The following is a 23,463-nucleotide window of genomic DNA, read 5'->3' as shown; positions in this document are numbered from 1 at the left end:
AAATTGCTACGGCTGATGTTTGTTCCGTGGCTGCAACAGACAATCATGGAATGAGGACGGTGTCACGCGCTTCTGCACGCATGTCCGGGTAATCGAGGGTGTAATGTAGCCCGCGGCTTTCCTTTCGCGAAAGCGCCGAGCGGACAATGAGGTCCGCGACCTCGACCAGGTTGCGAAGTTCGATCAGGTCCGGCGTGACGCGGAAATTGCTGTAATAATCAGCGACTTCCTGGCGCAGCATGTCAATTCGCCGCTTCGCCCGCTCGAGCCGTTTGGTGGTGCGGACGATGCCCACGTAATTCCACATGAAGCGGCGGATCTCGCCCCACGTCTGGGCGATCACGACCTCTTCGTCGCTGTCGGTGACCCGGCTTTCGTCCCATGGGCGAATCTTCGGCACCTGCGGCAGCGTTTCGAAATTGGCAGCGATATGCTCGGCTGCGGCCTGGCCGAAGACGACGCATTCCAGCAGGCTGTTGGACGCAAGGCGATTGGCGCCGTGAAGCCCGGATTCGGTCGCTTCGCCGGCCGCGTAGAGCCCCGGCGCATCGGTCCGCCCGTCGCGGTCCACGACGATTCCGCCGCAGGTGTAATGTTGCGCCGGCACGACCGGGATGGGCTCGCGCGTGATGTCGATGCCAAGGCCGAGCAGCTTGTCGTAGATGTTGGGGAAATGGGCGCGGACGAAATCCTCGTCGCGATGCGAAATGTCGAGGTGAACATAGTCGAGTCCGAGGCGCTTGATCTCATGGTCGATGGCGCGGGCGACGATGTCCCGCGGGGCAAGCTCCGCGCGCTTGTCGAACTTGACCATGAAGCGGGAACCGCCACCGGCGACGCCGGGGGCAGCTTAAGATGTCCGCCCTCGCCCCGCACGGCCTCTGTAATCAGGAAGTTCTTGACCTGAAGGTGGTATAGGCAGGTCGGGTGGAATTGCATGAATTCCATGTTCGACACGCGGCAGCCGGCGCGCCACGCCATGGCAATGCCGTCCCCGGTCGCACCGCGCGGCGCCGTGGAATAGAGATAGGTCCGTCCTGCGCCTCCGGTGGCAAGGATTGTGGCCCGCGCCGTGAGCGCCTCCACGCGCTTCGTCTTGCGATTGTAGGCGTAGAGGCCGTGGACCGCGCCGCTGGTGGTGAAGTCGGCCGCGTGGCGCCCGGTCGCGAGGTCGATCGCGACCATGTCGGGGACCAGGGTGATGTTCGGCTGCTTGGCCGCGGCGCTCTCCAGCGCCTGCTGGATGGCATAGCCGGTCGCGTCGGCGACATGGACGATGCGGCGATGGCTGTGTCCGCCCTCCCGAGTGAGGTGCAGTGCGTTGCCTTCGGTCGCGAAGGGCACGCCAAGCTCGACCAGCCGGGAAATCGCGCGGGGGCCTGACTCACAACATGCTCGACCACATCGCGGTCGTTGAGGCCTGCACCGGCGATCATCGTATCTTCGACATGCGCCTCGAAGCTGTCGCCTTCCTCGAGCACAGCGGCGATCCCGCCCTGCGCGCGTCCCGTGGCGCTATCGGCAAGCGCGCCCTTCGCGATCACGGCCACCTTATAATTCTGGGCGAGATTGAGCGCCGCGGTCAGCCCGGCGGCGCCCGATCCGACGATGAGGACGTCGAACGTCTTGGTCATGTCGCCGTGTCGGCCGACACGAGACTGAGGAAGACGTCTTCAAGATCGGGGTCGCGGGTGGAGACGTCGACGATGCCGAGGCCCGCGGCGGTCAGCGCAGCCAGCACTTCGCCCGCGTTCACCCGGTCCTTGCGGAACATGATCTGCAACGTCCGCTCGTCAACCAGCTCGATATTTTCGAAACAGGCATTGGTCGGCACTTCGCCAATGTCGCGGTCGAACGTGACCACAACCGACTTTTCCTGGGTCTTGGCGATCAGTTCGCGCGTCGGCTCATTGGCGACGATCCGGCCGTGATTGATAATCCCGATGCGGTCGCACAGTTCCTCCGCCTCTTCGAGATAGTGGGTGGTAAGGACAATCGTCACGCCGGTCGCGTGAAGCTGGCGGACATAATCCCATAATTGCCGCCGCAGTTCGACATCGACGCCCGCGGTCGGCTCGTCGAGCACGAGGATGGGGGGTGAGTGGACCATCGCCTTGGCCACCAGCAGGCGGCGCTTCATTCCTCCTGACAGCGTGCGCGCATAAGCATGCGCCTTGTCGGTGAGGTGCATCGCGGCGAGCAGCGCGTCGGACTGCCGCTGCGCCCGCGCGATGCCGTACAGACCGGCCTGTATCTCCAGCGTCTCGCGCGGGGTGAAGAACGGGTCGAAGATGATTTCCTGCGGCACCACGCCGATCGATCTTTTGGCGCTTCGCGGATGTTCGTCGATGTCGAAGCCCCAGATCATTGCCTTGCCTGAAGTTTTCACGACAAGGCCGGCGAGGATGTTGATCAGGGTCGATTTGCCCGCACCGTTGGGCCCGAGCAGCCCGAAAATCTGCCCGCGCGGAATGTCGAGGCTCACATCGCGCAGCGCCTGCTTGCCCCCGGCATAGGTCTTCTCGAGCGATTCAATGCGGATTGCCGGCTGGTCCATCGTCCCTCCGGCATAGGAAAGGCCTGCCGCCGCGACAAGCGAGCCCGGGTAAACGCCGCGTTTACCTTAACCGCTAGAGTGATCTTGACGTTAACCAGACTAGTGCGCCCTCGACATGTCGAACTTCGCGTCCCGCTTTTTTCTGGCCATCGTGCTCGCCTGCCTCTGTATGCAGCCGGCGAGGGCTGCGACGCCGGCGGTCAACGCTACCGCGACGACTGCGCTTCTTCATCCAATCTCGATCATCAAGCGCTATGATCTCGACTTCGGCTACATCGCCGCGGGCGCGACCGCGGGAACAGTGGTGATTGACCCCAACACGGACACGGCCAGTGCGACGGGCGGGGCAATCCTGATCGGCGGCGATCCGCATGCAGCAGCCTTCATCGGCGCGGCGGGGAGCAGCAATGTCGTCAACATCAAGGTTCCCAGGCAGCCCGTCACGCTGACCCGGTCGGGCGGCACCGAGACGATGACGGCGACCAAGTTTACGGTCGAAGGGCTCGACAAGCGCAACGTCGCCCGGCTCGTGGCGTTCGAATTCCGGGTCGGCGCGACCCTCAACGTCGGCGCCAACCAGCCCGAGGGGATTTATGTGGGCACCTTCGACGTGACGGTGCAATATCCCTAACGCGGTGAAATGCTTGACCGTTAGGGTAAATCTTTCACGAACCCTGTCTCTCAAACGCGTGGTGACGCGGGCTCCGTAAAAGCCGGACTCCTGACTTTTGCGTTTTGGAGTGGCCAGTGGACATCCGTAAATCGTGCATCGCCGCCGCCCTTGCGGCCGTCGCTTTTCCTGCGGTTCCCGCGCTGGCCGCGACGCCCGCGCAGCAGGCGACCAACCGCGCGCTCATCCTGGTGCCGCTGACGCTGGTCAAGATCGACGACCTCAGCTTTGGAACAGTGTCGCCGTCGACGACGTCGCTTGGGATCGTGTCGATCAACGCCGCAACCGGCGCCCGCACCGTTTTCGGCGGCGTTACCGGCGTCCCGAGCGATGTCGGCAACCGCGCCCAGTTCGCCGGTGCGGGCACGCCCGGTCAGCAGGTCGTGATCACGCACACCACGCCGCTGGAATTGATCAGCACGACCAACAATGCCGACCGCATCGCCGTCCTGGGCCTGACGCTCGACGGCTTGCCGCTGCGCACCATCGATCCGGTTACCCGCGCCTTCTTCTTCCACATGGGCGGCACCATCATGCTTAACCCCAACCAGCCCGAAGGGCGCTACGAAGCGACGTTCGACGTCACCGCCAACTATCTGTGACCTTGTGACGGCGCTGCCCGCCGCTTAAGTGACGGGCATGCCACAGCAAGGTCCGCCCCCGCCCGAAGTCATCCGCATTCCGACCGCGTCGATCGCCTGCGACGGCTCGGGCGAAGTGTCGCCCGCGCTCGGCCATCCGCGCGTCTACCTGCGGGTCGATCCTGCCTTGGGCTTCGTCGAATGCGGCTATTGCGACCGCCGCTTCGTGCTCGCCGGGGGCCCGGCCGATAGCCAGGCGGCATGAGCGGCGCCGACCCGCGCCGGTTTCTGCACCGCAGTCTCGACCCGGATGCCGCGCGACGCCTCGCCGCCAAGCATTTGTCGGCGCATGACGATGGTGAGCTTTACCTGCAATATAGCGCAAGCGAATCCTTCGGCTTCGACGATGGCCGGCTGAAGACCGCCGACTACAATACGTCGTCGGGCTTCGGCCTGCGCGGCGTCAGCGGGGAAACCACGGCCTTTTCCCACGCCAATGAGATCAGCGAGGCGGCGATAGAGCGCGCCGCGGCGACGCTCAAGCTGCTCGATCCGCGCCACCAGCCCGCGCCGCCGCCGCCGCGCACCAATCAGGCGATGTATGGCGCCGACGATCCGTTGAGCCTGGTGCCCTTCGCCGAAAAGGTCGCGCTGTGCGAGGCGGTCGATGCCGCCGCCCGCGCCCGCGACCCGCGCGTGGCGCAAGTCAGCGTCGCCCTCGCCGCGACCTGGAGCGTGATCGATATCGTCCGCGGTGACGGCTTCGTCGCCCACGACGTCCGTCCGCTGGTTCGCCTTGGCGTACAGATCGTGGCCGAGCAGAACGGCCGCCGCGAGACCGGCTATCACGGCGTCGGCGGCCGCTACCTTTATCAGCCGCTCTTTGCCGAAAGCGAGTGGAACCGCGCGATCGATATCGCACTTGCCCAGGCGCTGACCAACCTCGATTCGGTCGCCGCTCCGGCGGGGGAGATGCCCGTCGTGCTCGGCCCGGGCTGGCCCGGCGTGCTGCTTCACGAAGCGGTCGGCCACGGGCTCGAAGGCGATTTCAACCGCAAGGGCACCTCGGCTTTCTCGGGGCGGCTGGGCGAGCGCGTCGCCGCGCCCGGCGTGACGGTGATCGACGATGGCGCGATGCTTCAGCGGCGCGGCTCGCTGACCATCGACGATGAAGGCACGCCGACCGGCCGCACGACCCTGATCGAGGATGGGATCCTCAAGGGCTATCTGCAGGATCGGCTCAATGCCCGGCTGATGGGCATGACGCCGACTGGCAACGGCCGGCGCGAAAGCTTCGCTCATTCGCCCATGCCGCGCATGACCAACACCTTCATGCTGGGCGGAAACGACGATCCGGGCGAGCTGGTGGAGCGGGTCAGGGACGGCATCTACGCCAAGAGCTTCGGCGGCGGGCAGGTCGACATCACCAACGGCAAGTTCGTCTTCTCCTGCACCGAAGCCTATCGCATTCGCGGCGGCAAGATCGCCGAGCCGATCAAGGGCGCGACGCTGATCGGCGACGGCCCGACGGTGCTGACGCGGGTGAAAGGGATCGGCAATGACCTCTCGCTCGACGAGGGCATCGGCATTTGCGGAAAGGGCGGGCAGTCGGTGCCCGCAGGCGTTGGCCAGCCGACGTTGCTGATCGACGGCCTTACGGTGGGCGGGACGGCCGCCTAGTGACGGGCAGCGACTGGCGGTCGGACGTCCTCAAATTCTGGTTCGGGCTGAGCTTCGACGACTGGTGGAAAGGCGGGCCCGACCTCGACCACCGCATTCGCGAACGATTCCTCGATCTGTGGTCGCAGAAACGCGAATTTCCGGCGTCAAGCTTCCTCGACGATCCACTGACCGCGCTCGCAGCCGTGCTGCTGTTCGACCAGTTCCCGCGCCACATGTTCCGCGGCCACGCCGACCAGTTCGCCACGGACCATCTCGCGCTGCAGGTCGCGCGGGAAGCCGTCGACCGGGGATTCGATGAGCAGCTGCAAACGCAGGTCGAGCGCGGCTTTCTCTACATGCCTTTCCAGCACAGCGAGAACCTGGCCGACCAGAAGCGCTCAGTGCAGCTGTTCACCGCGCTTGGCGACGATTTCCAGCTCGGCTTTGCCAGGGAGCACCATGACGTCATTGCGCGCTTCGGCCGCTTCCCGCACCGCAACGCGATGCTCGGCCGCGCGCCGCGCCCCGACGAGGTCGCGGCAGGAGAGGTCGTCCCCTGGTGAGCTAAAGCAGGTGTGCGATCGGGCCGAGGTGGATGCCCGCCTCTGCCGCGCTGCGCTCGATCTCCTCGCGGTCGGCGCCTTCCTCGCGCCGCGCCAGCGCCCAGGCGAAGGTCGACCGCGTCCCCGACCGGCAGAAGGCGAGAAGCTTGCCGTCGCCATTGGCGCGCATCGCATCCTGCATCTCGTCGACGTCGGACGGTCCTGGACCGCGGCGGATGGGCACGTAGCGATAAGCGATCCCCGCCGCCTTTGCCGCGGCCTCGATATCGGCGGCGAGCGGCTGGCCCGGGTCTTCGCCATCGGGCCGGTTGTTGACGATCATCGTCACGCCGGCCGCCTTGAACGCGGCCACGTCCTCGGGTTGGATCTGGCCGCTGACCAGGGTCTTCTCGTCAAGCTGGTGCGCCATTGTCCGCCTCCTCATACTCGCGCAGGGCATCGAGCATCGCCGCACCATAACGCTTGAGCTTGGTTTCGCCCACGCCTTGAATACGCCCGAGTTCGGCCAGCGATTGCGGGCGCGCGGCGGCGATGTCGCGCAATGTCGAATCGTGAAAGACGACATAGGGCGGCACTCCCGCCGCGGTGGCCAGCGTGCGCCGGGCGGCGCGCAGCTGCTCGAAGGCGGGATCGGCTGGCCCGTCGGCCGCTCGGTCGCGACGTCGCTTCCGGGGCGGGGCCGGAACGGCGATACTCACCGTCTCTTCGCCCTTCAGGATCGGCTTTGCCGCGGGTCCGAAGCTCAAGCCGCCATAAGCGTCGGCGCGAAGCGCATCGCGGGCGATCAGCGCGCGCGACACCGGCTTGAGCAGCGCCAATTCCTCGGCGCTGGCAATGCCGAACACCGACAGCCGGTGATGGCCAAACCCGCGCACCTTTTCATTGTCATCTCCGCCGAGGACCGCGGCTAGATGACCGACCCCAAAGCGCATTTCGGTGCGGAAGGCGGCGGACAGCAATTTGCGCGCGACCTCGGTGGCGTCGATCGTCTGCGGCGGGTCGATGCAATTGTCGCAATTGCCGCATGCCGACGGCGGATCCTCACCGAAATGGCGCAGCAGGATCGCGCGGCGGCATGTGACCGCTTCGACGAACCCCGCCAGGGCGTTCAGCCGCTCGCGCTCACCAGCGCGGCGCTCCGGCTCGACCTCGGTCTCGATCCGCATCCGCGCCCGCGCAAAGTCCTCGGCGCCCCAGAACAGCCAGGCTTCGGCATGGTCGCCGTCGCGCCCGGCGCGGCCCGTTTCTTGGTAGTACGCCTCGATCGACTTGGGGATTCCGGCGTGGGCGACGAAGCGGACGTCGGGCTTGTCGATTCCCATGCCGAAGGCAACCGTCGCCGCCATCACCATCTCTTCGGATGCGACAAAGGCTGCCTGGTTGCGCTGGCGCACCGGGGCGTCGAGCCCGGCATGATAGGCCCGCGCCGGTCGGCCCGCGCCGCGCAATTGCTCGGCGATCTTCTCCGTCCCGCGCGGCTCGGCGCATAGACGATGCCCGGCCCCGGCTGGCTCGCGAGCAGAGTCTTCAGCTGCCCGCCGATGCCGTCGCGCGGACGGACGTGGTAGCGGATGTTGGCGCGGTCGAACCCGGCGACCACCAAGCCATCCTCGGGAATCCCGAGCTGCGTCAGGATGTCGGCGCGCGTGCGGCGGTCGGCGGTCGCGGTCAGCGCCAGCCGCGGCACTTCGCGATGATCGTCGAGCAAGGGCCGAAGCAGGCGGTAATCGGGGCGGAAGTCGTGGCCCCATTCGCTCACGCAATGCGCCTCGTCGATCGCGATCAGCGCCAGCTTTTCGTGGTCGATCAGTTGGCGGAATCCCTCGGTCGTCGCCCGTTCGGGTGCGACATAGAGCAGGTCGAGATCGCCGCTGCGGAAGCGCTCGATGGTATCGCGCTGATTGGCATCGGCCGAGGTCAGCGACGCCGCGCGCACCCCGAACCCGTCAGCGGAGCGGATCTGGTCATGCATCAGTGCGATCAGCGGCGAAACCACCAGCGCCGTCCCCGGCCGCGCCAATGCCGGCAGCTGGTAGCACAACGACTTGCCCGCCCCCGTCGGCATCACCGCCAGCGTGTGCTCGCCCGCCATGACGCGGTCGATCACCTGCGCCTGCACGCCGCGGAAATGGTCGAAGCCGAAGACGCGCTTCAGGATGTCGTGGGGGTCGCTCACCGTGCCGTCATTGCGTGGCGAAACGCGCGAGCGCAATCACTCCGCAGCTTCGGCAACTGCTTCGGCGAGCCGCTCAGCCGCCTGACGCTGCCATAGCTCCGCGTAAAGCCCGCCCCGCGCCAGCAACTCCTCATGCGTGCCTTGCTCCGCGACCCTTCCTTCGTCGAGAACGACGATGCGGTCGGCGTCGACCACGGTCGACAGGCGGTGGGCGATGATGATCGAGGTGCGGCTTTGCGAGATGCGCGCCAGCGTTTCCTGAATCGCCTGCTCGGTGCGGCTGTCGAGCGCCGACGTGGCTTCGTCGAGGATCAGTAATGGCGGGTTCTTGATCAGCGTGCGCGCGATGGCGACGCGTTGCTTCTCCCCGCCCGACAGCTTGAGCCCCCGCTCGCCGACCATCGCGTCATAGCCATCGGGCAGAATGGCGATGAAGCGGTCGATCGCGGCGCCGCGCGCGGCTTCCTCGACATCCTCCTGAGTCGCGTCGGCGCGGCCGTAGGCGATGTTGTAGCCGATGGTGTCGTTGAACAGCACGGTGTCCTGTGGGACGATTCCGATCGCCGCGCGCAGCGACGCCTGCTGCACCTCGGCGATGTCCTGGCCATCGATCGTGATCCGGCCGGCGGTCGGATCGTAGAAGCGGTAGAGCAGCCGCGCGATGGTCGACTTGCCCGCGCCCGACGGGCCGACGATCGCGCAGCTCGTCCCCGCCGGAATATCGAGGTCGACGCCCTTGAGGATTTCGCGCCCGTCCTCATAGCCGAAGCGGACGTCGTCGAAGCGAACCGCGCCGCGGCTCACCACCAGCGGCGGGGCGCCGGGGCGGTCGACGACCTCGGCCGGGGTGTCGAGCAGGTCGAACATCGCCTCCATGTCGATGAGCCCCTGGCGGATCGAGCGATAGACCCAGCCGAGCATGTCGAGCGGGCGGAAAAGCTGCATCAGCAGGGCGTTGACCAGCACCACGTCGCCCGGCGTGAAGCGGCCTTGGCTCCAGCCCCAGACGGTGAAGATCATTGCGCCGGCCATCATCGCATTGGTGATCAGCGCCTGGCCGACATTGAGCCAGGCGAGCGAGGTTTCGTTGCGCACCGCGGCGCGAGTGAAGGCCGCGATGGCCTCGTCATAGCGCCGCGCCTCGCGCTCCTCGGCGCCGAAATATTTGACCGTTTCGTAATTGAGCAGGCTGTCGACGGCGCGGCCGATGGCGCGGTTGTCGACCTCGTTCATCTCCCGCTGCAGGCGCGATCGCCAGTCGGTCACGAAGCGGGTGAAGCCGATGTAGATGACAACCATCACCAGGGTGGCGGCGACCAGTCCGGGGCCGAACTTGATCCAGAAAATGACGCAGATGGCGACAAGCTCGATGATCGTCGGGGCGATGTTGAACAGCAGGAAGTAGAGCATCATGTCGATGCTCTTCGTCCCGCGCTCGACGATCTTGGTCAGGCTCCCCGTGCGCCGCTCGAGGTGGAAGCGCAGCGAAAGGTCGTGGACGTGGCGAAACACCCGCGCCGCCAGCCGCCGCGCGGCGCTCTGCCCGACCTTTTCGAACAAGGCGTTGCGCAAATTGTCCGACAGGACGCCGCCGAACCGCGCCGCGGCATAAGCCACGACGAGGCCGGCGACGACGCCGAACGCCACTGTCGCCTCCGACATGCGGTCGATCACCGCTTTGTAGGCGAAGGGCATAAGGAGGACGATGGCCTTGCCGGCCAGGACCAGCACGACCGCGGCGACGACGCGCGCCTTGAGCTCGGCCTCGCCGCGCGGCCACAGCATGGGCAGGAAGCGCCACAGCGCGGCGAACCCGCCGCCGGTCTTTTGAACGTCCCCATCGCGCATCGGCGCTTAGGTAAGAACGCACGCGCCCGGCGGCAAATGGTTCCCCCAGAAATGATTGGAACAACTGCATTAATTCGCGGTTATGCAATCAACCACAGGGGATTTGATCATGGGACCGGGGTATTTCGTCATTGCGATCATGGGCTGCGCCGACGGCGGCTCGGCTTGCACGCCGGTCGCGACACTCCCCACGCAATATGAATCGCGCGCCCAATGTTCGGCAGCGACCAATGCGGCGCTCGAAGCCAACACCGATTTCGATTTTCCCACGTTGCTCGCGCAGTGCCGCGCCGGTGGCGCCCCCACGGCTGCCGCCGCCCGCGAATCGATCCGCGTTCCGGTCGGCGCGCGCCGCAGCTAAATCGCGGAACCTGCGCGCGCCAAAGCCCGTTGCAGGTCCCATGACCGACAAAGCGAAAATCCGAAGCACGCCCAAGCTGCCGCATGGCCGCAAGGGCGCCCGGCCGCACGATGAGAATGAGAACCAGGCCACGGTCGAGGAGTTCGACCGCGAAGGCCTCGGCGTCGCCGCAAAGGAGTGAGCCGGTGTCCGACGTGATCGAACCGATGATTCACGAAGACCAGCTGCCCGGACATGAAAGCGAGCTCGAGCCCAAGCCCGATTGGCAACCGCGCTACGCTGGATCTGATCGGCTGAAGGGTAAGGTCGCGCTGATCACCGGTGCCGACAGCGGTATCGGCCGCGCCGTCGCCGCCCTGTTCGCGCGCGAAGGCGCCGACATCGCCATCCTCTATCTGTGCGAGCATGACGATGCCGCCAAGACCAAGGCGATCGTCGAAGAGGAGGGCCGCAAGGCGATCGTCATCGCCGGCGATATCGGCGACAAGGATTTTTGCGCACGCGCGGTCAAGCAGACGGTCGGTGAGCTCGGCCGGCTCGACATCCTCGTCAACAATGCGGGCGAACAGCATTCCGACGAGGGCATTCGCGACATTACCGACGACCAGCTCAAGCGCACCTTCCAGACTAACGTCTTCGGCATGTTCTACATGACGCAGGCCGCCGAACCGCATCTCGAAAACGGCGGCGCAGTGATCAACTGCACTTCGGTAACGATGTACAAAGGCTCGCCCGAACTGCTCGACTATAGCGCGACCAAGGGCGCGATGACGGCTTTCACCCGCTCCTATGCGAAGAATGCGATTGAAAAAGGCATTCGCGTCAACGGTGTCGCGCCGGGGCCGATCTGGACGCCGCTCAATCCGTTCGGCGGGCAGAAGCCCGAGGACGTGCCCGACTTCGGCAAGGATACGCCGATGGGTCGTCCAGGCCAGCCCAACGAGGTCGCGCCCGCCTTCCTGTTTCTGGCGTGCGAGGACAGCAGCTACATGATCGGGCAGATTTTGCACCCGAACGGCGGCGACTTCACCTCAAGCTGAGCGACTGTCCGGATACGGACTACAAATGTAGCGCATGTCCACAATCGGACAGGGATCCCGAACATTCAGGGATCCTCGTGGCGAAAAATCCCAACTTGCGGTACTACAAACCGCCAGTTCTGATCGACGAACAAACCGCGCCACTGAAAAATAACGACATTTTTAATTTGGCACGCCCCCTGCATTGTTTGCTGCGTGGCCCGATGGTCGGGTCACCAAGACATGATCAAGGGGTTTTAGAAATGTTCGCCATTGCTTCTCGCCAGGCCATCACCGCTTTTGCCGGTGCTTTCGTCACGGCGCTTCTGTTCGTCTCGGCCGCGACCTCGCTGCCGATCGCGTAACGACACAAATTCAAGGAAACTGCACAATGAACGACCGTTTCCTGATCAACCGGCGCGACGCCAAGGTCATGGGCGTCGCCGCCGGCCTCTCAGACTATAGCGGGATCGATCCGCTGCTGATCCGTCTCGGCTTCGTCGCCGCGACGCTCATCACCGGTCCGGTGATGATCCTGCTCTATCTGCTCGTCGGGTGGCTGGCGCCCCGCCAATAGGGCGCCGGCCCCGCGTGCGCCGGGCAGCGCCCGGCCCGCACGCTGACCTTTCATAAATTCTAGTCGAACAGTTCCTCCAGGAACGACTTGCGGCGCTTGTAGGGCTTGTGGCCGTAGCCATGGCCGTAATGGCCTTGCGGCGGCGGTTGCCCCCACGGATGCTGCTGCTGTTGCGGAGGCGGCGGCGGGGCCGCCGGGGTTGCGGCTTGCGGCGCCTGCGATTGGGCATTGCGCTCGATGATCTTGTCGAGCTCCCCGCGGTCGAGCCACACGCCGCGGCAAGTCGGGCAATAATCGATCTCGATCCCCGATCGCTCACTCATCTGCAGCGCGGTGCCGTCGACCGGGCACGCCATCGGTCCTTCGTGATTGGGCATAGATCCTCCAAGATTGTCCGCCTTAGCTGGGGTGCCGATGGCCTAGCGTCCAGTGGGCGCCGGCCGCGCGCAGCCGCGCCGTTCTTCCCCGTCGACCAGCAGCCGTGCCTCGAGCGGATAGCGGTTGTCCGACATGCCGTCCGAACAATCCGTGCGTTCGGCGATCGACAACTCGAACGGCGTCCCGCGTAGCGCGCCGGTCCAAACCGTGCGGCCACCGTCCGCCTGCCGCACCTTGGCCCAAACCCGCGTGCCGGCCTGGTCATCGGGCGTCGAATAGGTCACGCAGCGGCCGTGGGTCGTTGCCCCCCAGAAGGGTTCGGTGCCGATTGCGCGCAGGGCGGGCGCGGCGACGGGACGGCCGTCCTGGACCAGGCAGGGATGGGTGGGTTTCGCAGGTGCGGCGGCGGGCGCCTTCGCTATGGGCGTGGCCGCGGCTGGTGCATCGGGTGCGGACTCCTGCGCCGTGCGATCGGGCGCGGCAGTGGGCGCTACCGCATCCCGGCAGGCGCCCAGCAACAGGAAAGCGATGGCGATGGCGCGCATCGCACCAATCTACCGCCGCCGTGCGCTCCAACAAGTCTTTGCCGACGCTGCCCGGCTGGCCTAGGCTGTGCGCCAAAGGAGACGGTTCGATGCGCAAGCTTCTGATTTTGCTGCCCCTGTCGATGTTGCTGTCGTCGGCGGCATGGGCCGCGCTGCCCGTGGGCGCAGCGGCGCCCAACGTGGTCACGACCGGCGCAGTCGGGGGCAAGCCGTTCCGGCTCAACCTGCAGCAGCAGCTGCGCAAGGGTCCGGTGGTCCTCTACTTCTTCCCCAAGGCCTTTACCGAGGGCTGCACGCTCGAGGCGCGGGCGTTCAGTGAAGCGATGGCCGATTTCCGCAAGGCGGGGGCGCAGGTCATTGGCATGTCGACCGACGACTTGCCGACATTGCGCAAATTCTCGGTCGAAGCCTGCCGCAGCGCCTTTCCGGTCGCGACTGCGACGCCGGCGACGGTCAAGGCGTTCGACGTCGAATTCAAGAAGCGTCCCGGGATGACCGATCGGACAACCTATGTCATCGACCGCCGTGGCCGGGTGACCTTCGTGCATTCCGACCTCAATTATGCCGAACATGTCCAGAAATCGCTCGCCGCGGTGCGCGCGCTCAAGCGGTAGATGAAAAAGGGGGCGGCGGTTTCCCGCCGCCCCAGCAATCGACTAGCCGCGGACTTGGACGCGGACGACCGGGCGCCACGCGGCGCGCCTGATCGGCTCGTAGCGCAGGCGCACCGACGCAATGTCCCGGCGGTTGCCGCGCAGGTCGACGGCGCGCGTGCAGGTGCCGGGGCGCAGAATGGCGCGCGTATTCACATCCTGGCGACCGCCATTTTCAAAGCGGATGTCGAAATCGCGCAAGCGAAGCGGCTGGTTCATCGCGCACAAGCGAACCGCGCTCTGGCGGGTGCGGCCGGGCAGATAGATGGTGTCGCGGTCGCGGCCGTCGACAGTGGTATAGCCAAGCGTGCGCCAACCGCGTTCGTCCCAGCGCCAGTTCTGGGCATTCGCGGGCGCGATTGCGACCAGCGTTGCGGCGGCGCCGGCAGCGGCGAGGATCAGGGCTCGTGTCATGAATCAAACTCCTTACAGGGGTCGTCTCCTAACGGCACTAAGCGGGACATGTTGCCCGGCTGGACGGCCCAAACGGCTCGCTTCATCCCCTCTGAACGCCAGCGAAACGAACCTGTCAGCGCCCGTGCAGGCGACGCGCGAATTTGCGCTGTGCAGCCCGCTTGTGGCATCGCTTTGCCATGGCGCGCGACCTCCACAGCTTTGCTGAATTCTGGCCTTTTTACCTGCGCGAACATTCGAAGCCGCGTACGCGCGCGCTGCATTATGCCGGGACCAGCCTGGTCGTCGGCGTCCTCGTCTTCGCGCTCGCCACCGGCCGCTATTGGTGGCTGCTGCTGATCCCGCTTGCCGGCTACGGCTTCGCCTGGGCCGCGCACTTCCACGTCGAGAAGAACCGTCCCGCGACCTTTACGTACCCGCTATGGTCGCTCGCCGCCGACTTCAAGATGTGGTGGCTGTGGCTGACGCGCCGGCTCGACCCCGAGCTGCGCAAAGCGGGCATTCTCACTTAACGCTGGCAGACGTCCAGGCTGGCCGATGTCAGCCGGGTCGCTGCCGAGGTCGGCGAATTGCTGATGGACACGATTTGCGACCCGCATTTGCGCAGCTGGAAGCGGGCCTTGCGCGCGCGGAAGTCGAGCGAGACGCGCCGGAATGTCTCGAGAATGTCGGTGCCGAGCAGCAGCGCCGGTTCCTTGTTCAGGCCGAACACCTTGAATGGCGGTAAGTCGGCGAAGGCGATCGGTACGTCGCGCAGGACCACAGAGCCGATCTTGAGGTGGCGGATTCGGGCCAGCTGCAAGTCGATCGTCTTGCCCGTGACGCCGGTGGCGCCGACCACCCAGTCCTTCTTGCTGCGACGCACGAGCTTGTCGCGAAGCGCCGTGTTGCCGATGGTGATTTCAGATCCGGTGTCGACCACCGCCTGCAGGGGAAGGCCGCCGGCATCGACTTCCGTCAGGATCAGCTGACCTTTGTTCAGCCGGCCGATGACGATGATCTCGCCCGGCAGGCGCCGCGCGGGCTTGCGCGCATCCTCGACCTTGATGACCCGCTCTTCGAAATCCATCATCAGCCGCTGGCGGACCAGCGCGTCGATCCCGATCATCCCGTGCCCGCCGAGGTCCGCTTCGCGCAGTGCCGGCACTTCGAGGTCGCTGATGGTGCTGGGGCCAAGTGTCAGCTGGGCAACCTTGACCCGATCGACGACATTTCGGGCGGTCATGTCGTTGAGGATCGCCGGCCGGCCAAGTGGCAGTTGCAGGTCGCGGGCGATGTTGAGTCCGACGACCGAGGTGTCCGCCCCGCTGTCGACCACGAAATTGTACGGCCCGCGGCCGTTGACCATGACCGCGACGGTCATACGCGTCTCGGCGGCGCGCGCACCGACATCGTCGCCGCCGATGAGCAGCGAATTATCGATCACCGCCGGCGCCAGCGGCGCCATCTTGGGTTCGGACATGTCCGGCCGAGGCTTGGCGATCTGCGGCGCGGGCGTCGACGCGCCGGCAGCCGTCATGGCAATGAGCGTCAGGCTCAAGCCAAGAGCGCGCGAACGGCGGATCAAACGCATGTCATTCTCCTCACTTCGGAGACAATCGAAACGGTAGGCGCCGTGACGGTACGGCGCCAGCACCTTTCCATGGGCCGCTGGACAGGATCGACAATCGGGCGTGGGTCGGCGGCCGAAAGGCTGATAGCTTCGCTTGCTCGGGACTCGGGGAGATGCTTGCTGGACGCTTTTTCCTATCTGTCGGTGCTGCTGAGCGTGATCCTGGGCCTGGCCATCGCCCAGGTGCTGCAGGGGTATCGCGCCCTCGCGCTCAACCGGCGCAAGGTCCGGCTCTACTGGCCGAGCCTGGTGTGGAGCGCGATCATCCTGGCCATGGTTGCGCAGCATTGGTGGGCCAGCTTCAGCCTGGCCGGTCGCGGCGACTGGTCGTTCGCCGCCTTTGCCGCCATCCTCATCCAGACCGCGCTGATGTACATGATGGCCGCGCTGGTGCTGCCCGACATTCCCGCCGATGAGCCGATCGACCTGCGCGATCATTATTTCCGGGAGCGATTGTCCTTCTTCGGCGTCGCGGCGGCAGCGATCGGCTGGAGCATGGTGCGCGAATGGGTGCTCGAGGGGCGCCTGCCCGAACCCGCCAACCTGGCCTTCCACATCGTCTTCATCGTCATGTCGATGATTGCGATGGCCAGTCCGCGCGAAGGGCTGCAGAAGCTGTTCGCGGCGACGTCGGCGATCATCTTCACCGTCTATATCGCGCTGCTGTTCGCGCGGCTTGGCTAGCATCGCTTGAGCGGCGCGCCGCGGCGTGGCTATGATGGGCGCAGCGCCGCGCACCATCCCCGCGGCAGGAGGACGACATGGCCAAAGGACAAATGCGGTCGAACAAGGAAGCCCGCAAACCGAAAAAGGAAAAGCCCAAGACGATCGCGGCCAACCCGTCGAGCAAGGGCGGCGGGCTGTCGAAGGACTGACCGCTAGCCGAGGCGCCGGCGATTGCCGCGGACGCGCTGGCCGTAGACGCTGATCGCCTTGCGCGCCGCGGCTTCGGGGGTGCGGACGCGGCCACCGGCGAAGGCGCCGGCAAGCTCGAACCCGGCCTCGATCTTCTCGCTGACCGCACGTTCCATTTCGCGCTGGGCGGCGGGGCCGCCGGCCATCACCCGCCACGAGCGCAGCATCATCACCGTCGCGGCATCGGCCCACAGCAGCGAAGCGTCGGTCATGATTCGGGACCAGTCGGCGGTCTGTTGGCGGGTCATGGCATTCCTTTGAAGTGAGCGAAGCGTGCTGGGGGAACGCGCGCCGCGGGGCGGCGGGCCCGAAACGGGCGATTTCATGCTAGCGGAGCCTGCGTGACCCAGCTTGCCATCCTCGTCGACGCCGATGCCTGTCCGGTCAAGGACGAAATCTACAAGGTCGCGTGGCGCCGCGGGGTGCCGGTCAAGGTCGTCAGCAACAGTCACTTCCGCGTTCCCCAGCATGAGCTCATCGAGCGCGTCGTCGTCAGCGATGCGTTCGACGCCGCCGACGACTGGATCGCCGCCGCGGCGGGGGCGACGACGGTGGTCATCACCGGCGACATCCTGCTCGCCGACCGCTGCCTCAAGGCCGGGGCGACGGTCATCGGCCCCAACGGCAAGCCGTTCACCGCGGCGAGCATCGGCGGCGCGATCGCGACGCGGGCGATCATGGCCGATTTGCGCAGCGGGGCGGGCATCACCGGCGGGCCGGCGCCCTTCGCCAAGGCCGACCGATCGCGCTTCCTGCAGGCGCTCGACGACGCTTTGGTGCGACTGGCGCGCTAGGCCGCGCGGGCGACCGCGCGATCCGCGAACACCAGCCGCGCCTGCGGATGAAGACCGTGGAGCGCGCACAGCAATTGGCGCCCGAACACATCGAAGCAATGCAGCCCGCGCCCTTCGGGACAGCAAAGGTCGAGATCGAACGCCCGCCAGCGCGCATTGGGGTCGCGGCTATGCTGGCCAAGCAAGTCGAATTGCGCTTCCCAGCCATGGCGGTCGTGCCGCGCGCGCAGCGCATCGGGCAGCGCCCAATAATACGTGTCCTGGCGGGTGATCCCGAACAGCTGGACCGAGGCATCGTCGATGAGGAGCGGCAGCTCCTCCAGTTCATCGTCGAGCAGCCGATCACGGGCGAGCAGGTCGAGTTGGCGCTCGACCGCCGAAACGGCGGGAAGGTCGCGGAAGACAATGCGGGTCATGCGTGGTGAATCAACGAGATTCCAAGCGGTTCCACGGCCCGGTGGAAGGAGGTCACTTTTCGGCGAGCGTGTGCGCGACCAGCGCGTTGGCGTGGCCGTGGCCCATATTATGCTCGGCCTTGAGCCAGGCGACATGCTCCATGTGCCTGGCCGGCGGGCGGGCGCGGATCATTGCCTTCCACTCGGCGATCGGGCGGCCGTATTTGGCCTCGATCGACGGGAAATAGGATGCGGGGCCTTTCACCTTGTCGTCAGCCATTCGGATCTCCTGTGGCGGGGTTCGCTGCCGGCGCCTGACGCAGATAAGCGAACATGTGGGGGACGTAATCGGCCTTGCCGATCTCCACCCCAGCCATGCGCAGGATCGCGTAGGCGGCCATGACGTGGAAGTAGAATTGGCCGATCGCCCAATCGCGCGCGAACGTCTCGCGGGTGAGGTCGAAGGTCAGGCCCATCGGCAGGGTGAGCGCGATCGCGGCATCGCCCGGCGCCCCGTCGAGCGCATCGGGGGCAAGGGTGTCGAGGAAGGCGAGGGCTTCGTCGATGCGGGTGCGCGCATCGGCCAAGGTGCCGGGCTGCTCCCCCGCGTTGCGGCCTTCGTCGAGGAGCGCGTCGAGCGGGGCGTACATCCGGCCCAGCAGCCGCATCGGCGCTTCCTGCGCCTGGACGCAGGCGAAGCGCAGCTGGGTCGCCAACGGGAACATGTCGGGGGCGAGGCGGGCGGACAGAAGCGCCCCGGCCGCCTCCGGCCCAAGCTGCGCTTCGGCCTTGTCGAGCAGGCCGCGCAGGGTGCGCAGCATGTTGCGATAGGTCGGGACGAGGAGGTCGGTGATGGTCATACGACCGCTCTACCGTCGAAGGTCACAAAGGTCGCGTCCGATGCGTGGTGGCCGCCGCTCGGCAGCCGATTGGCGAAGCCGTCGAAATTGCCACTTTCCCGCCGAAAATGCGTGTCGAGCAAGCGAATCACGCGGCCGTCGGCAATCTTGCCGTTGTGACCTTCGCCAGCGGGCGCGGGCGCGAGCGCGATGTCCCACATCGCCGCGAACAAGGCCGCGCCGTCGCGGTTGCGCAAGCGATGCGCACTCGCCCGGCTCATCCCCGCGGCGGCGGCGGCCTCGGTCACGCTGCGGGTGTGCGCGAGTGCGTCGAGGAAGCGGAGCTGGCGGTCGATGGTCCAGCGCCTTGGACTTGGCTCAGGACAGGCCCTTCGACTTGGCTCAGGACAGGCGTCGGCGCGGGTGGGGGCGTGCATGGCATGAAGGTGAAGCACGGCGGTGGGGCTGTAGGACAGGGAAATCGTCGGGCGCGTTGCAATGGCGCTCCCCCCGCGTCAGTGCGAAGCCGCACTTCTCGCGGGGTGCGCGAAGCCGCGTTCACCGTTCCTTGACCCGGCACGCGGTAGCCTCCCGCCCAGGAGGCCCGCCGGATGACCGGAAAGATCATCGATTTCCTTGCCCGGCGAAAAAGCCGGAACGCGCTCCCGCCGGCCAAGGTGGCCCAGGGCCTCGACCGCCCGCGCTTCCTCTATGTCGGCAGCAAGGTCCCCCGCGGCGGCCGCGACAGCGTCGAGCTGTGCATCGTCAGCAACGAGGCGGGCAAGAAGCGCCGCATCCTGTCCCGCGTCACGGTCTACATCGACGAGCTCCACCACCAAGTGCGCGCGGTCGAGGCGGAACCGCCGTTCACCCCGCAAACATGGATTCACGACGCCGAGGTGGTTTGAGGCACCGATCAGGCCCCGTCGCGCTGAAACAGATGTGGGCGAAGCGCGCGGTCGGCAAAGTTGCTGCCGAAGCCGCGCGCGATCAGGTCGCCGCCGGCAAGGTCGGCCTTGGTGCCGTGGTAGAAGGGCGTGTTGGGCGGGACTTCGCGGGCGTACATTCAGCTATTCGGCATGAACCCGAGTCCACCGGGTTGTCGACCGGATAGCTTATTTGGGTAACCAGCCCGCACGCTCCAAGCGATCTAGCGCAATGCCGATTTGGTGCTCGCTGAACTCCGATTTTCGCGCATTCCATGCGCAATAGAATGCACGAATGTCCTGTACCGACTTCTTGCCGCCTTCACTCACCGCCCAATGAGTTGTGGCCAGAAGTTCTAAGCCGAGCGGAGTTTCAAACCCGCTGATAAGGCTAGAAATTCTGTCGAAGTTACTCGCTGTGCCCGCATCGTGTTGGATCAGCTCTTTCGCCTGTTCTACAGCCGTCGGAACTAGCGAAATTCGTTTGAAAGGCTGATCCCCGCCATCGCCATATCCGGCCGTATAATAGCCCTCCATGTCGCTCATCACATGGCGAAGATTTTCCGCATATGGCCCGTAGTGACCCTTCACGAATTTGAGACGCATATTGAGACCAGAATTTTGAAGGAAGTACACTAGTTTGTGAATTTCCAGCAGCGTCACGTAGGGCTCCATCAAACCCCTAACATAACGGTCCATCAGCTGAATAAGAGCTGCCCGGTACGGCGTTAATTTCGGCGCCTCTTTCCTTTGGTGTCTCGCCATTCGATCACTGTCGACGCGCGGCTCGAACACCGAAATATCGACTTCGTCGAGACCTTCGAGCGCGTCAATCATTCTCGATTTCACCGCATGCCACGGCAGTCCACCGAGGCCGCTACCTAGAGGCGGAATCGCTATAGATTTAATTCTCCGACGGAGGATTTCTTCGCGAAGGGCTCCCAATCCCGACTCGATATCCTCTAACTTGCTATTTCCACGCCAATGCTTCTTGGTCGGAAAGTTGATGATATACTTCGGATTAGTCATCTCGCCTGTTTCAAAGACGAACATCTTACCGGGAAGGACCTGACCCGCGTCACATGCGGCAGCATAGGCTTTAAAGTTGGCAGGATACATCTTTTTGAATTGCAACGCGATGCCACACCCCATGATGCCAACACAATTCACTGTGTTGACGATTGCCTCTGCGTCACTGTTCAACAAGTCGCCCTGTGTAAATTTAATCATGACGGGTTCCCCTTCCCATCAATAATACCAAGCGGGCATGCGCTGCACCGTCGGTCTATGTGCTTCCCCAGCCAACAGCTGAGCAACTTGATTGGCCACGGCATCTGAGTGAGTGCCAATCCGGTCAACCAGCGTCCATGGGAAGAAATCACGCACTAGCAGCTCGGACTGCTTCGCTTCCTTGACCTGCGGGTCGGTGAACATGCGTTGTGGGATGAGGTCCCACCGCAGTTCACCAAGCTGTCGGCGTGAAGATCGAAACTCAGTGAATACTGCTGTCGCATTGCCCAGACTGAAAGCCCAAGGCCTTCCGTGCCGTCTGCCCAGTCGATCACGCGTACAAGATCAGCTTCCAAATGCACAATTGGCCCCTGTCCACCGCGATATGCCAAGCCCGGATGGTTTGCCATGTGTATGACATAGAGCATAATCGAACGCGAACAAAAATAGAACGGGACGTAATCACCGACGTAACTACCTGGATGAGTAGGCACTGGCCGTGCGAGCCTAGACGCCTTTAGGTCGCCCATGCCAATTGTCGTTCCCACGCACCCGTTCGCTCGAACAAGAGCGTCGCTCGACAACCCTTCGCCATCTAGGATGCTCCGCAGCCTATCGACGTGAACGATGTGATAGATCTTCGTGTTGGCGGGCGGGGCAACCATGTATGCCAACGATGTTGCGAGTGCGGCAATTACGCAAGTCCAAGCTACGAAATCTCAGCGTTCGTCAACCTTCAGGTATGTAAAGCTCGCTGCCCTGGTCTTGAAAGCGCTGGCTCATCTTCGCCATGCCGATGTCGGCGTCACGATCGCGCCCTTCGACAAGCTCAGGACGAGCGGCTGAGGATTGCTCCTGCAGCCGCGCAAACTCTCGCACTTCTTGCGTGATCTTCATCGAGCAGAACTTTGGCCCGCACATTGAGCAGAAGTGGGCGGTCTTGGCGCCCTCCGCCGGCAGCGTCTGGTCGTGGAACGCTTCGGCGGTGTCGGGGTCGAGGGAGAGGTTGAACTGGTCTCGCCATCGGAATTCGAAGCGCGCCCGGCTGAGCGCGTCGTCCCTCAACTTCGCGGCGGGGTGGCCTTTGGCGAGGTCGGCGGCGTGGGCGGCGAGCTTGTAGGTCACGACGCCGACCTTGACGTCGTCGCGGTCGGGGAGGCCGAGGTGCTCCTTGGGGGTGACGTAACAGAGCATCGCGGTGCCGTACCAGCCGATCATCGCGGCGCCGATGCCGCTGGTGATATGGTCGTAGCCCGGCGCGATGTCGGTGGTCAGGGGCCCGAGCGTGTAGAAGGGCGCCTCGCCGCACGCTTCGAGTTGCTTGTCCATATTCTCCTTGATCTTGTGCATCGGCACGTGGCCGGGGCCTTCGATCATCACCTGGACGTCCTGCGCCCAGGCGCGCCTGGTCAGCTCGCCCAACGTATAGAGTTCGGCGAACTGGGCTTCGTCATTGGCGTCGGCGATGCTGCCGGGGCGCAGGCCATCGCCGAGGCTGTAGGCGATGTCGTACGCCTTCATGATCTCGCTGATCTCGTCGAAGCGTTCGTAGAGGAAGCTCTCGCGGTGGTGGGCGAGGCACCATTTGGCCATGATCGATCCGCCGCGGCTGACGATTCCGGTGACGCGCTTGGCGGTCAGCGGGACGTAGGGCAGGCGGACGCCGGCGTGGATGGTGAAGTAATCGACGCCCTGCTCGGCCTGCTCGATCAACGTGTCGCGGAAGATTTCCCACGTCAGGTCCTCGGCCACGCCGCCGACCTTTTCGAGCGCCTGGTAGATGGGGACGGTGCCGATCGGCACGGGCGAGTTGCGGATGATCCATTCGCGCGTGTCGTGGATGTTGCGGCCGGTCGACAGGTCCATGACCGTGTCGGCGCCCCAGCGGATCGCCCACACCATCTTGTCCACCTCGGATGCGACATCCGAGGCGACGGCGGAATTGCCGATGTTGGCGTTGATCTTGACCAGGAAGTTGCGGCCGATCGCCATCGGCTCCGATTCGGGATGGTTGATATTGTTGGGGATGATCGCGCGGCCTCTCGCCACTTCATCACGAACGAATTCGGGGGTGACGAAGTCGGGGATGGATGCGCCGAACGACTCGCCGTCGCGGGCGGCGTCCAAGGCGCGCTCGCGGCCGAGGTTCTCGCGGATCGCAACATATTCCATCTCGGGCGTGACGATGCCGCGGCGGGCGTAGTGCATCTGGCTGACGTTACTACCGCCACGCGCGCGCAGCACGCGCTTGCGCACGCGCGGGAAGGGGGCGACTCCGCCCGACCGGTCGGGGCCGAGCATGCCATTGTCCTCGGGCCGGACCTCGCGCTGGGCGACCTCCTCGACATCGCCGCGGGCGCGGATCCATGGCGACCGAAGCTCGGGCAGGCCGGCCATGATGTCGATGCGCGCATTGGGGTCGGTGTACGGGCCCGACGGGTCGTAGACCCGGAGCGGCGGCTCTCCGCACGACGGCTCAAGATCGACCTCGCGCATGGCGACCTTGAGCGGGCCGACGTGGACCTTGCGCGACCCGCGGATCGGGCCGGTGGTGACTTTCAGTTCGGTACGTGCAGGCGCGTCGCCCATCGTCAGACTCCTCTTCCTACGCCCGTGCAAACGGGATCAGGTTCGATGGGTCTCGATGCGCTTCACCGACTCTCAGCCGCGAGTCCGCGCGGCCCCCCAGGGAAGGCTTGTCCCTAGGCGCGCAAAAGCCCGCGCGCCAGTGGGCACGCGGGCTTCGCG

The 23,463-nt window shown here is 65.3% G+C and carries 32 protein-coding genes, 3 pseudogenes and 1 riboswitch; of the genes and pseudogenes, 15 read left to right on the top strand and 20 right to left on the bottom strand.

Translation table 11 applies throughout. From position 1 onward, the window contains the following. Positions 1-43 precede the first annotated feature (43 nt). The 3 genes and pseudogenes from H9L13_RS12990 to H9L13_RS01290 form a co-directional block, all read right to left on the bottom strand. A complete protein-coding gene (locus tag H9L13_RS12990; protein ID WP_425326488.1) occupies positions 44-814 on the bottom strand; it encodes an FAD-binding protein in 771 nt (256 codons plus the stop codon). Positions 815-912: 98 nt separating this feature from the next. Further along, positions 913-1,634 (bottom strand): annotated as a pseudogene (locus H9L13_RS12985) (FAD-dependent oxidoreductase); the annotation flags it as partial. Beyond that, entirely contained in the window at positions 1,631-2,557 is a 927-nt protein-coding gene (locus H9L13_RS01290) for an ABC transporter ATP-binding protein (RefSeq protein WP_187538340.1), read from the bottom strand. The pseudogene H9L13_RS12985 and the gene H9L13_RS01290, both read right to left, overlap by 4 nt. A 115-nt stretch (positions 2,558-2,672) precedes the next feature. Here H9L13_RS01290 and H9L13_RS01285 point away from each other — a divergent pair, with 115 nt between their 5' ends. The 5 genes from H9L13_RS01285 to H9L13_RS01265 all read left to right on the top strand — a co-directional run bounded on the left by H9L13_RS01285 (position 2,673) and on the right by H9L13_RS01265 (position 6,033). Beyond that, positions 2,673-3,188 carry a DUF4402 domain-containing protein gene (locus tag H9L13_RS01285; protein ID WP_223176463.1) on the top strand — a complete coding sequence of 172 codons (516 nt, stop codon included), beginning with the start codon at positions 2,673-2,675 and terminating at the stop codon, positions 3,186-3,188. Positions 3,189-3,304: 116 nt separating this feature from the next. After that, the gene (locus tag H9L13_RS01280; protein WP_187538337.1) at positions 3,305-3,829 is read left to right on the top strand and encodes a DUF4402 domain-containing protein; all 525 of its coding nucleotides are present in this window, start codon (positions 3,305-3,307) and stop codon (positions 3,827-3,829) included. A 37-nt stretch (positions 3,830-3,866) separates the two neighbouring features. Then, the gene (locus H9L13_RS01275; RefSeq protein ID WP_187538335.1) at positions 3,867-4,073 is read left to right on the top strand and encodes a zinc-finger domain-containing protein; all 207 of its coding nucleotides are present in this window, start codon (positions 3,867-3,869) and stop codon (positions 4,071-4,073) included. Beyond that, complete coding sequence (gene tldD / locus H9L13_RS01270) at positions 4,070-5,488, top strand: metalloprotease TldD (protein ID WP_187538333.1); 1,419 nt, start codon at positions 4,070-4,072, stop codon at positions 5,486-5,488. Before H9L13_RS01275 ends, tldD begins: the two co-directional genes overlap by 4 nt. Continuing rightward, a complete protein-coding gene (locus H9L13_RS01265) occupies positions 5,488-6,033 on the top strand; it encodes a DUF924 family protein (protein WP_187538331.1) in 546 nt (181 codons plus the stop codon). Before tldD ends, H9L13_RS01265 begins: the two co-directional genes overlap by 1 nt. Before the next feature lies 1 nt (position 6,034). Here the strand turns inward: H9L13_RS01265 and H9L13_RS01260 are convergent, their stop codons facing one another. The 3 genes and pseudogenes from H9L13_RS01260 to H9L13_RS01250 all read right to left on the bottom strand — a co-directional run bounded on the left by H9L13_RS01260 (position 6,035) and on the right by H9L13_RS01250 (position 10,057). Further along, positions 6,035-6,442, bottom strand: a complete 408-nt coding sequence (locus H9L13_RS01260; protein ID WP_187538329.1) for a protein tyrosine phosphatase family protein — start codon at positions 6,440-6,442, stop codon at positions 6,035-6,037. After that, positions 6,426-8,209: pseudogene (gene recQ, locus H9L13_RS01255) on the bottom strand (DNA helicase RecQ). The gene H9L13_RS01260 and the pseudogene recQ overlap by 17 nt, the downstream one beginning before the upstream one ends. A 36-nt stretch (positions 8,210-8,245) precedes the next feature. Further along, positions 8,246-10,057, bottom strand: a complete 1,812-nt coding sequence (locus H9L13_RS01250; RefSeq protein WP_187538327.1) for an ABCB family ABC transporter ATP-binding protein/permease — start codon at positions 10,055-10,057, stop codon at positions 8,246-8,248. 109 nt (positions 10,058-10,166) lie between these two features. On the opposite strand from H9L13_RS01250, the gene H9L13_RS01245 reads away from it, so the two are divergent. The 5 genes from H9L13_RS01245 to H9L13_RS01225 all read left to right on the top strand — a co-directional run bounded on the left by H9L13_RS01245 (position 10,167) and on the right by H9L13_RS01225 (position 12,014). Next, positions 10,167-10,418 (top strand): hypothetical protein, encoded by a 252-nt coding sequence (locus H9L13_RS01245; RefSeq protein ID WP_187538325.1) that lies wholly within the window; start codon positions 10,167-10,169, stop codon positions 10,416-10,418. Between the two features lie 40 nt (positions 10,419-10,458). Next, positions 10,459-10,599, top strand: a complete 141-nt coding sequence (locus H9L13_RS01240; RefSeq protein WP_187538324.1) for a hypothetical protein — start codon at positions 10,459-10,461, stop codon at positions 10,597-10,599. A gap of 25 nt (positions 10,600-10,624) precedes the next feature. Beyond that, positions 10,625-11,458, top strand: a complete 834-nt coding sequence (locus H9L13_RS01235; protein WP_187540030.1) for an SDR family oxidoreductase — start codon at positions 10,625-10,627, stop codon at positions 11,456-11,458. A 77-nt stretch (positions 11,459-11,535) separates the two neighbouring features. Further along, positions 11,536-11,802, top strand: a complete 267-nt coding sequence (locus tag H9L13_RS01230) for a hypothetical protein (RefSeq protein WP_187538322.1) — start codon at positions 11,536-11,538, stop codon at positions 11,800-11,802. 26 nt (positions 11,803-11,828) lie between these two features. After that, the gene (locus tag H9L13_RS01225) at positions 11,829-12,014 is read left to right on the top strand and encodes a PspC domain-containing protein (RefSeq protein WP_187538320.1); all 186 of its coding nucleotides are present in this window, start codon (positions 11,829-11,831) and stop codon (positions 12,012-12,014) included. Positions 12,015-12,073: 59 nt separating this feature from the next. Here the strand turns inward: H9L13_RS01225 and H9L13_RS01220 are convergent, their stop codons facing one another. Further along, positions 12,074-12,391, bottom strand: a complete 318-nt coding sequence (locus H9L13_RS01220; RefSeq protein ID WP_235091043.1) for a TFIIB-type zinc ribbon-containing protein — start codon at positions 12,389-12,391, stop codon at positions 12,074-12,076. Positions 12,392-12,433: 42 nt separating this feature from the next. Continuing rightward, positions 12,434-12,937, bottom strand: a complete 504-nt coding sequence (locus tag H9L13_RS01215) for a hypothetical protein (RefSeq protein ID WP_187538318.1) — start codon at positions 12,935-12,937, stop codon at positions 12,434-12,436. Between the two features lie 89 nt (positions 12,938-13,026). Between H9L13_RS01215 and H9L13_RS01210 the strand changes: the two genes are divergently transcribed. Then, complete coding sequence (locus H9L13_RS01210) at positions 13,027-13,551, top strand: peroxiredoxin (protein ID WP_187538316.1); 525 nt, start codon at positions 13,027-13,029, stop codon at positions 13,549-13,551. Between the two features lie 42 nt (positions 13,552-13,593). Here H9L13_RS01210 and H9L13_RS01205 read toward each other — a convergent pair whose 3' ends face one another. Further along, positions 13,594-14,004, bottom strand: coding sequence for a hypothetical protein (locus H9L13_RS01205; RefSeq protein WP_187538314.1), 411 nt, complete (start codon positions 14,002-14,004; stop codon positions 13,594-13,596). A 179-nt stretch (positions 14,005-14,183) separates the two neighbouring features. Here H9L13_RS01205 and H9L13_RS01200 point away from each other — a divergent pair, with 179 nt between their 5' ends. Further along, a complete protein-coding gene (locus H9L13_RS01200) occupies positions 14,184-14,516 on the top strand; it encodes an Mpo1-like protein (RefSeq protein WP_187538313.1) in 333 nt (110 codons plus the stop codon). On the opposite strand, the gene H9L13_RS01195 is transcribed toward H9L13_RS01200, so the two are convergent. After that, a complete protein-coding gene (locus tag H9L13_RS01195; protein ID WP_187538311.1) occupies positions 14,513-15,577 on the bottom strand; it encodes a retroviral-like aspartic protease family protein in 1,065 nt (354 codons plus the stop codon). The genes H9L13_RS01200 and H9L13_RS01195 overlap by 4 nt on opposite strands. A 156-nt stretch (positions 15,578-15,733) precedes the next feature. Between H9L13_RS01195 and H9L13_RS01190 the strand changes: the two genes are divergently transcribed. After that, positions 15,734-16,300: a hypothetical protein gene (locus tag H9L13_RS01190; protein WP_187538309.1), complete on the top strand. Its 567-nt coding sequence runs from the start codon at positions 15,734-15,736 to the stop codon at positions 16,298-16,300. Between the two features lie 194 nt (positions 16,301-16,494). Here the strand turns inward: H9L13_RS01190 and H9L13_RS01185 are convergent, their stop codons facing one another. Further along, a complete protein-coding gene (locus H9L13_RS01185) occupies positions 16,495-16,779 on the bottom strand; it encodes a hypothetical protein (protein ID WP_187538307.1) in 285 nt (94 codons plus the stop codon). A 93-nt stretch (positions 16,780-16,872) separates the two neighbouring features. Between H9L13_RS01185 and H9L13_RS01180 the strand changes: the two genes are divergently transcribed. Further along, positions 16,873-17,325: a YaiI/YqxD family protein gene (locus H9L13_RS01180; RefSeq protein WP_187538305.1), complete on the top strand. Its 453-nt coding sequence runs from the start codon at positions 16,873-16,875 to the stop codon at positions 17,323-17,325. Here H9L13_RS01180 and H9L13_RS01175 read toward each other — a convergent pair. From H9L13_RS01175 to H9L13_RS01160, 4 genes are read right to left on the bottom strand one after another with little or no spacing between them, the layout of a single operon-like run. After that, positions 17,322-17,741 carry a hypothetical protein gene (locus H9L13_RS01175; RefSeq protein WP_187538303.1) on the bottom strand — a complete coding sequence of 140 codons (420 nt, stop codon included), beginning with the start codon at positions 17,739-17,741 and terminating at the stop codon, positions 17,322-17,324. The genes H9L13_RS01180 and H9L13_RS01175 overlap by 4 nt on opposite strands. A 52-nt stretch (positions 17,742-17,793) precedes the next feature. Beyond that, positions 17,794-18,000: a DUF4287 domain-containing protein gene (locus tag H9L13_RS01170; protein ID WP_187538301.1), complete on the bottom strand. Its 207-nt coding sequence runs from the start codon at positions 17,998-18,000 to the stop codon at positions 17,794-17,796. Next, complete coding sequence (locus tag H9L13_RS01165) at positions 17,993-18,580, bottom strand: DUF1993 domain-containing protein (RefSeq protein ID WP_187538299.1); 588 nt, start codon at positions 18,578-18,580, stop codon at positions 17,993-17,995. The genes H9L13_RS01170 and H9L13_RS01165 overlap by 8 nt, the downstream gene beginning before the upstream one ends. Beyond that, positions 18,577-18,996 (bottom strand): helix-turn-helix domain-containing protein, encoded by a 420-nt coding sequence (locus H9L13_RS01160; protein WP_187538297.1) that lies wholly within the window; start codon positions 18,994-18,996, stop codon positions 18,577-18,579. The genes H9L13_RS01165 and H9L13_RS01160 overlap by 4 nt, the downstream gene beginning before the upstream one ends. 174 nt (positions 18,997-19,170) lie before the next feature. On the opposite strand from H9L13_RS01160, the gene H9L13_RS01155 reads away from it, so the two are divergent. Beyond that, positions 19,171-19,467, top strand: a complete 297-nt coding sequence (locus H9L13_RS01155) for a hypothetical protein (protein ID WP_187538295.1) — start codon at positions 19,171-19,173, stop codon at positions 19,465-19,467. Between the two features lie 8 nt (positions 19,468-19,475). Here the strand turns inward: H9L13_RS01155 and H9L13_RS01150 are convergent, their stop codons facing one another. The 5 genes and pseudogenes from H9L13_RS01150 to thiC all read right to left on the bottom strand — a co-directional run bounded on the left by H9L13_RS01150 (position 19,476) and on the right by thiC (position 23,304). Next, a complete protein-coding gene (locus H9L13_RS01150; protein ID WP_187538293.1) occupies positions 19,476-19,625 on the bottom strand; it encodes an NAD(+)--rifampin ADP-ribosyltransferase in 150 nt (49 codons plus the stop codon). A 49-nt stretch (positions 19,626-19,674) separates the two neighbouring features. Beyond that, positions 19,675-20,715 carry a type II toxin-antitoxin system antitoxin DNA ADP-ribosyl glycohydrolase DarG gene (gene darG / locus H9L13_RS01145; protein WP_187538291.1) on the bottom strand — a complete coding sequence of 347 codons (1,041 nt, stop codon included), beginning with the start codon at positions 20,713-20,715 and terminating at the stop codon, positions 19,675-19,677. 18 nt (positions 20,716-20,733) lie between these two features. Further along, complete coding sequence (locus H9L13_RS12980; protein ID WP_425326495.1) at positions 20,734-21,006, bottom strand: DarT ssDNA thymidine ADP-ribosyltransferase family protein; 273 nt, start codon at positions 21,004-21,006, stop codon at positions 20,734-20,736. A gap of 95 nt (positions 21,007-21,101) precedes the next feature. Then, positions 21,102-21,380, bottom strand: a pseudogene (locus tag H9L13_RS12975) (DUF4433 domain-containing protein); the annotation flags it as partial. Between the two features lie 64 nt (positions 21,381-21,444). Further along, entirely contained in the window at positions 21,445-23,304 is a 1,860-nt protein-coding gene (thiC, locus tag H9L13_RS01135; protein ID WP_187538289.1) for a phosphomethylpyrimidine synthase ThiC, read from the bottom strand. After that, positions 23,301-23,413, bottom strand: a riboswitch (TPP riboswitch). It overlaps the preceding gene by 4 nt. Between the last annotated feature and the right edge of the window lie 50 nt (positions 23,414-23,463).

The sequence above is a fragment of the Sphingomonas lutea genome (assembly GCF_014396785.1).
GTDB lineage: Bacteria > Pseudomonadota > Alphaproteobacteria > Sphingomonadales > Sphingomonadaceae > Sphingomicrobium > Sphingomicrobium luteum.
This window is presented reverse-complemented; position numbering and strand designations above follow the sequence as displayed.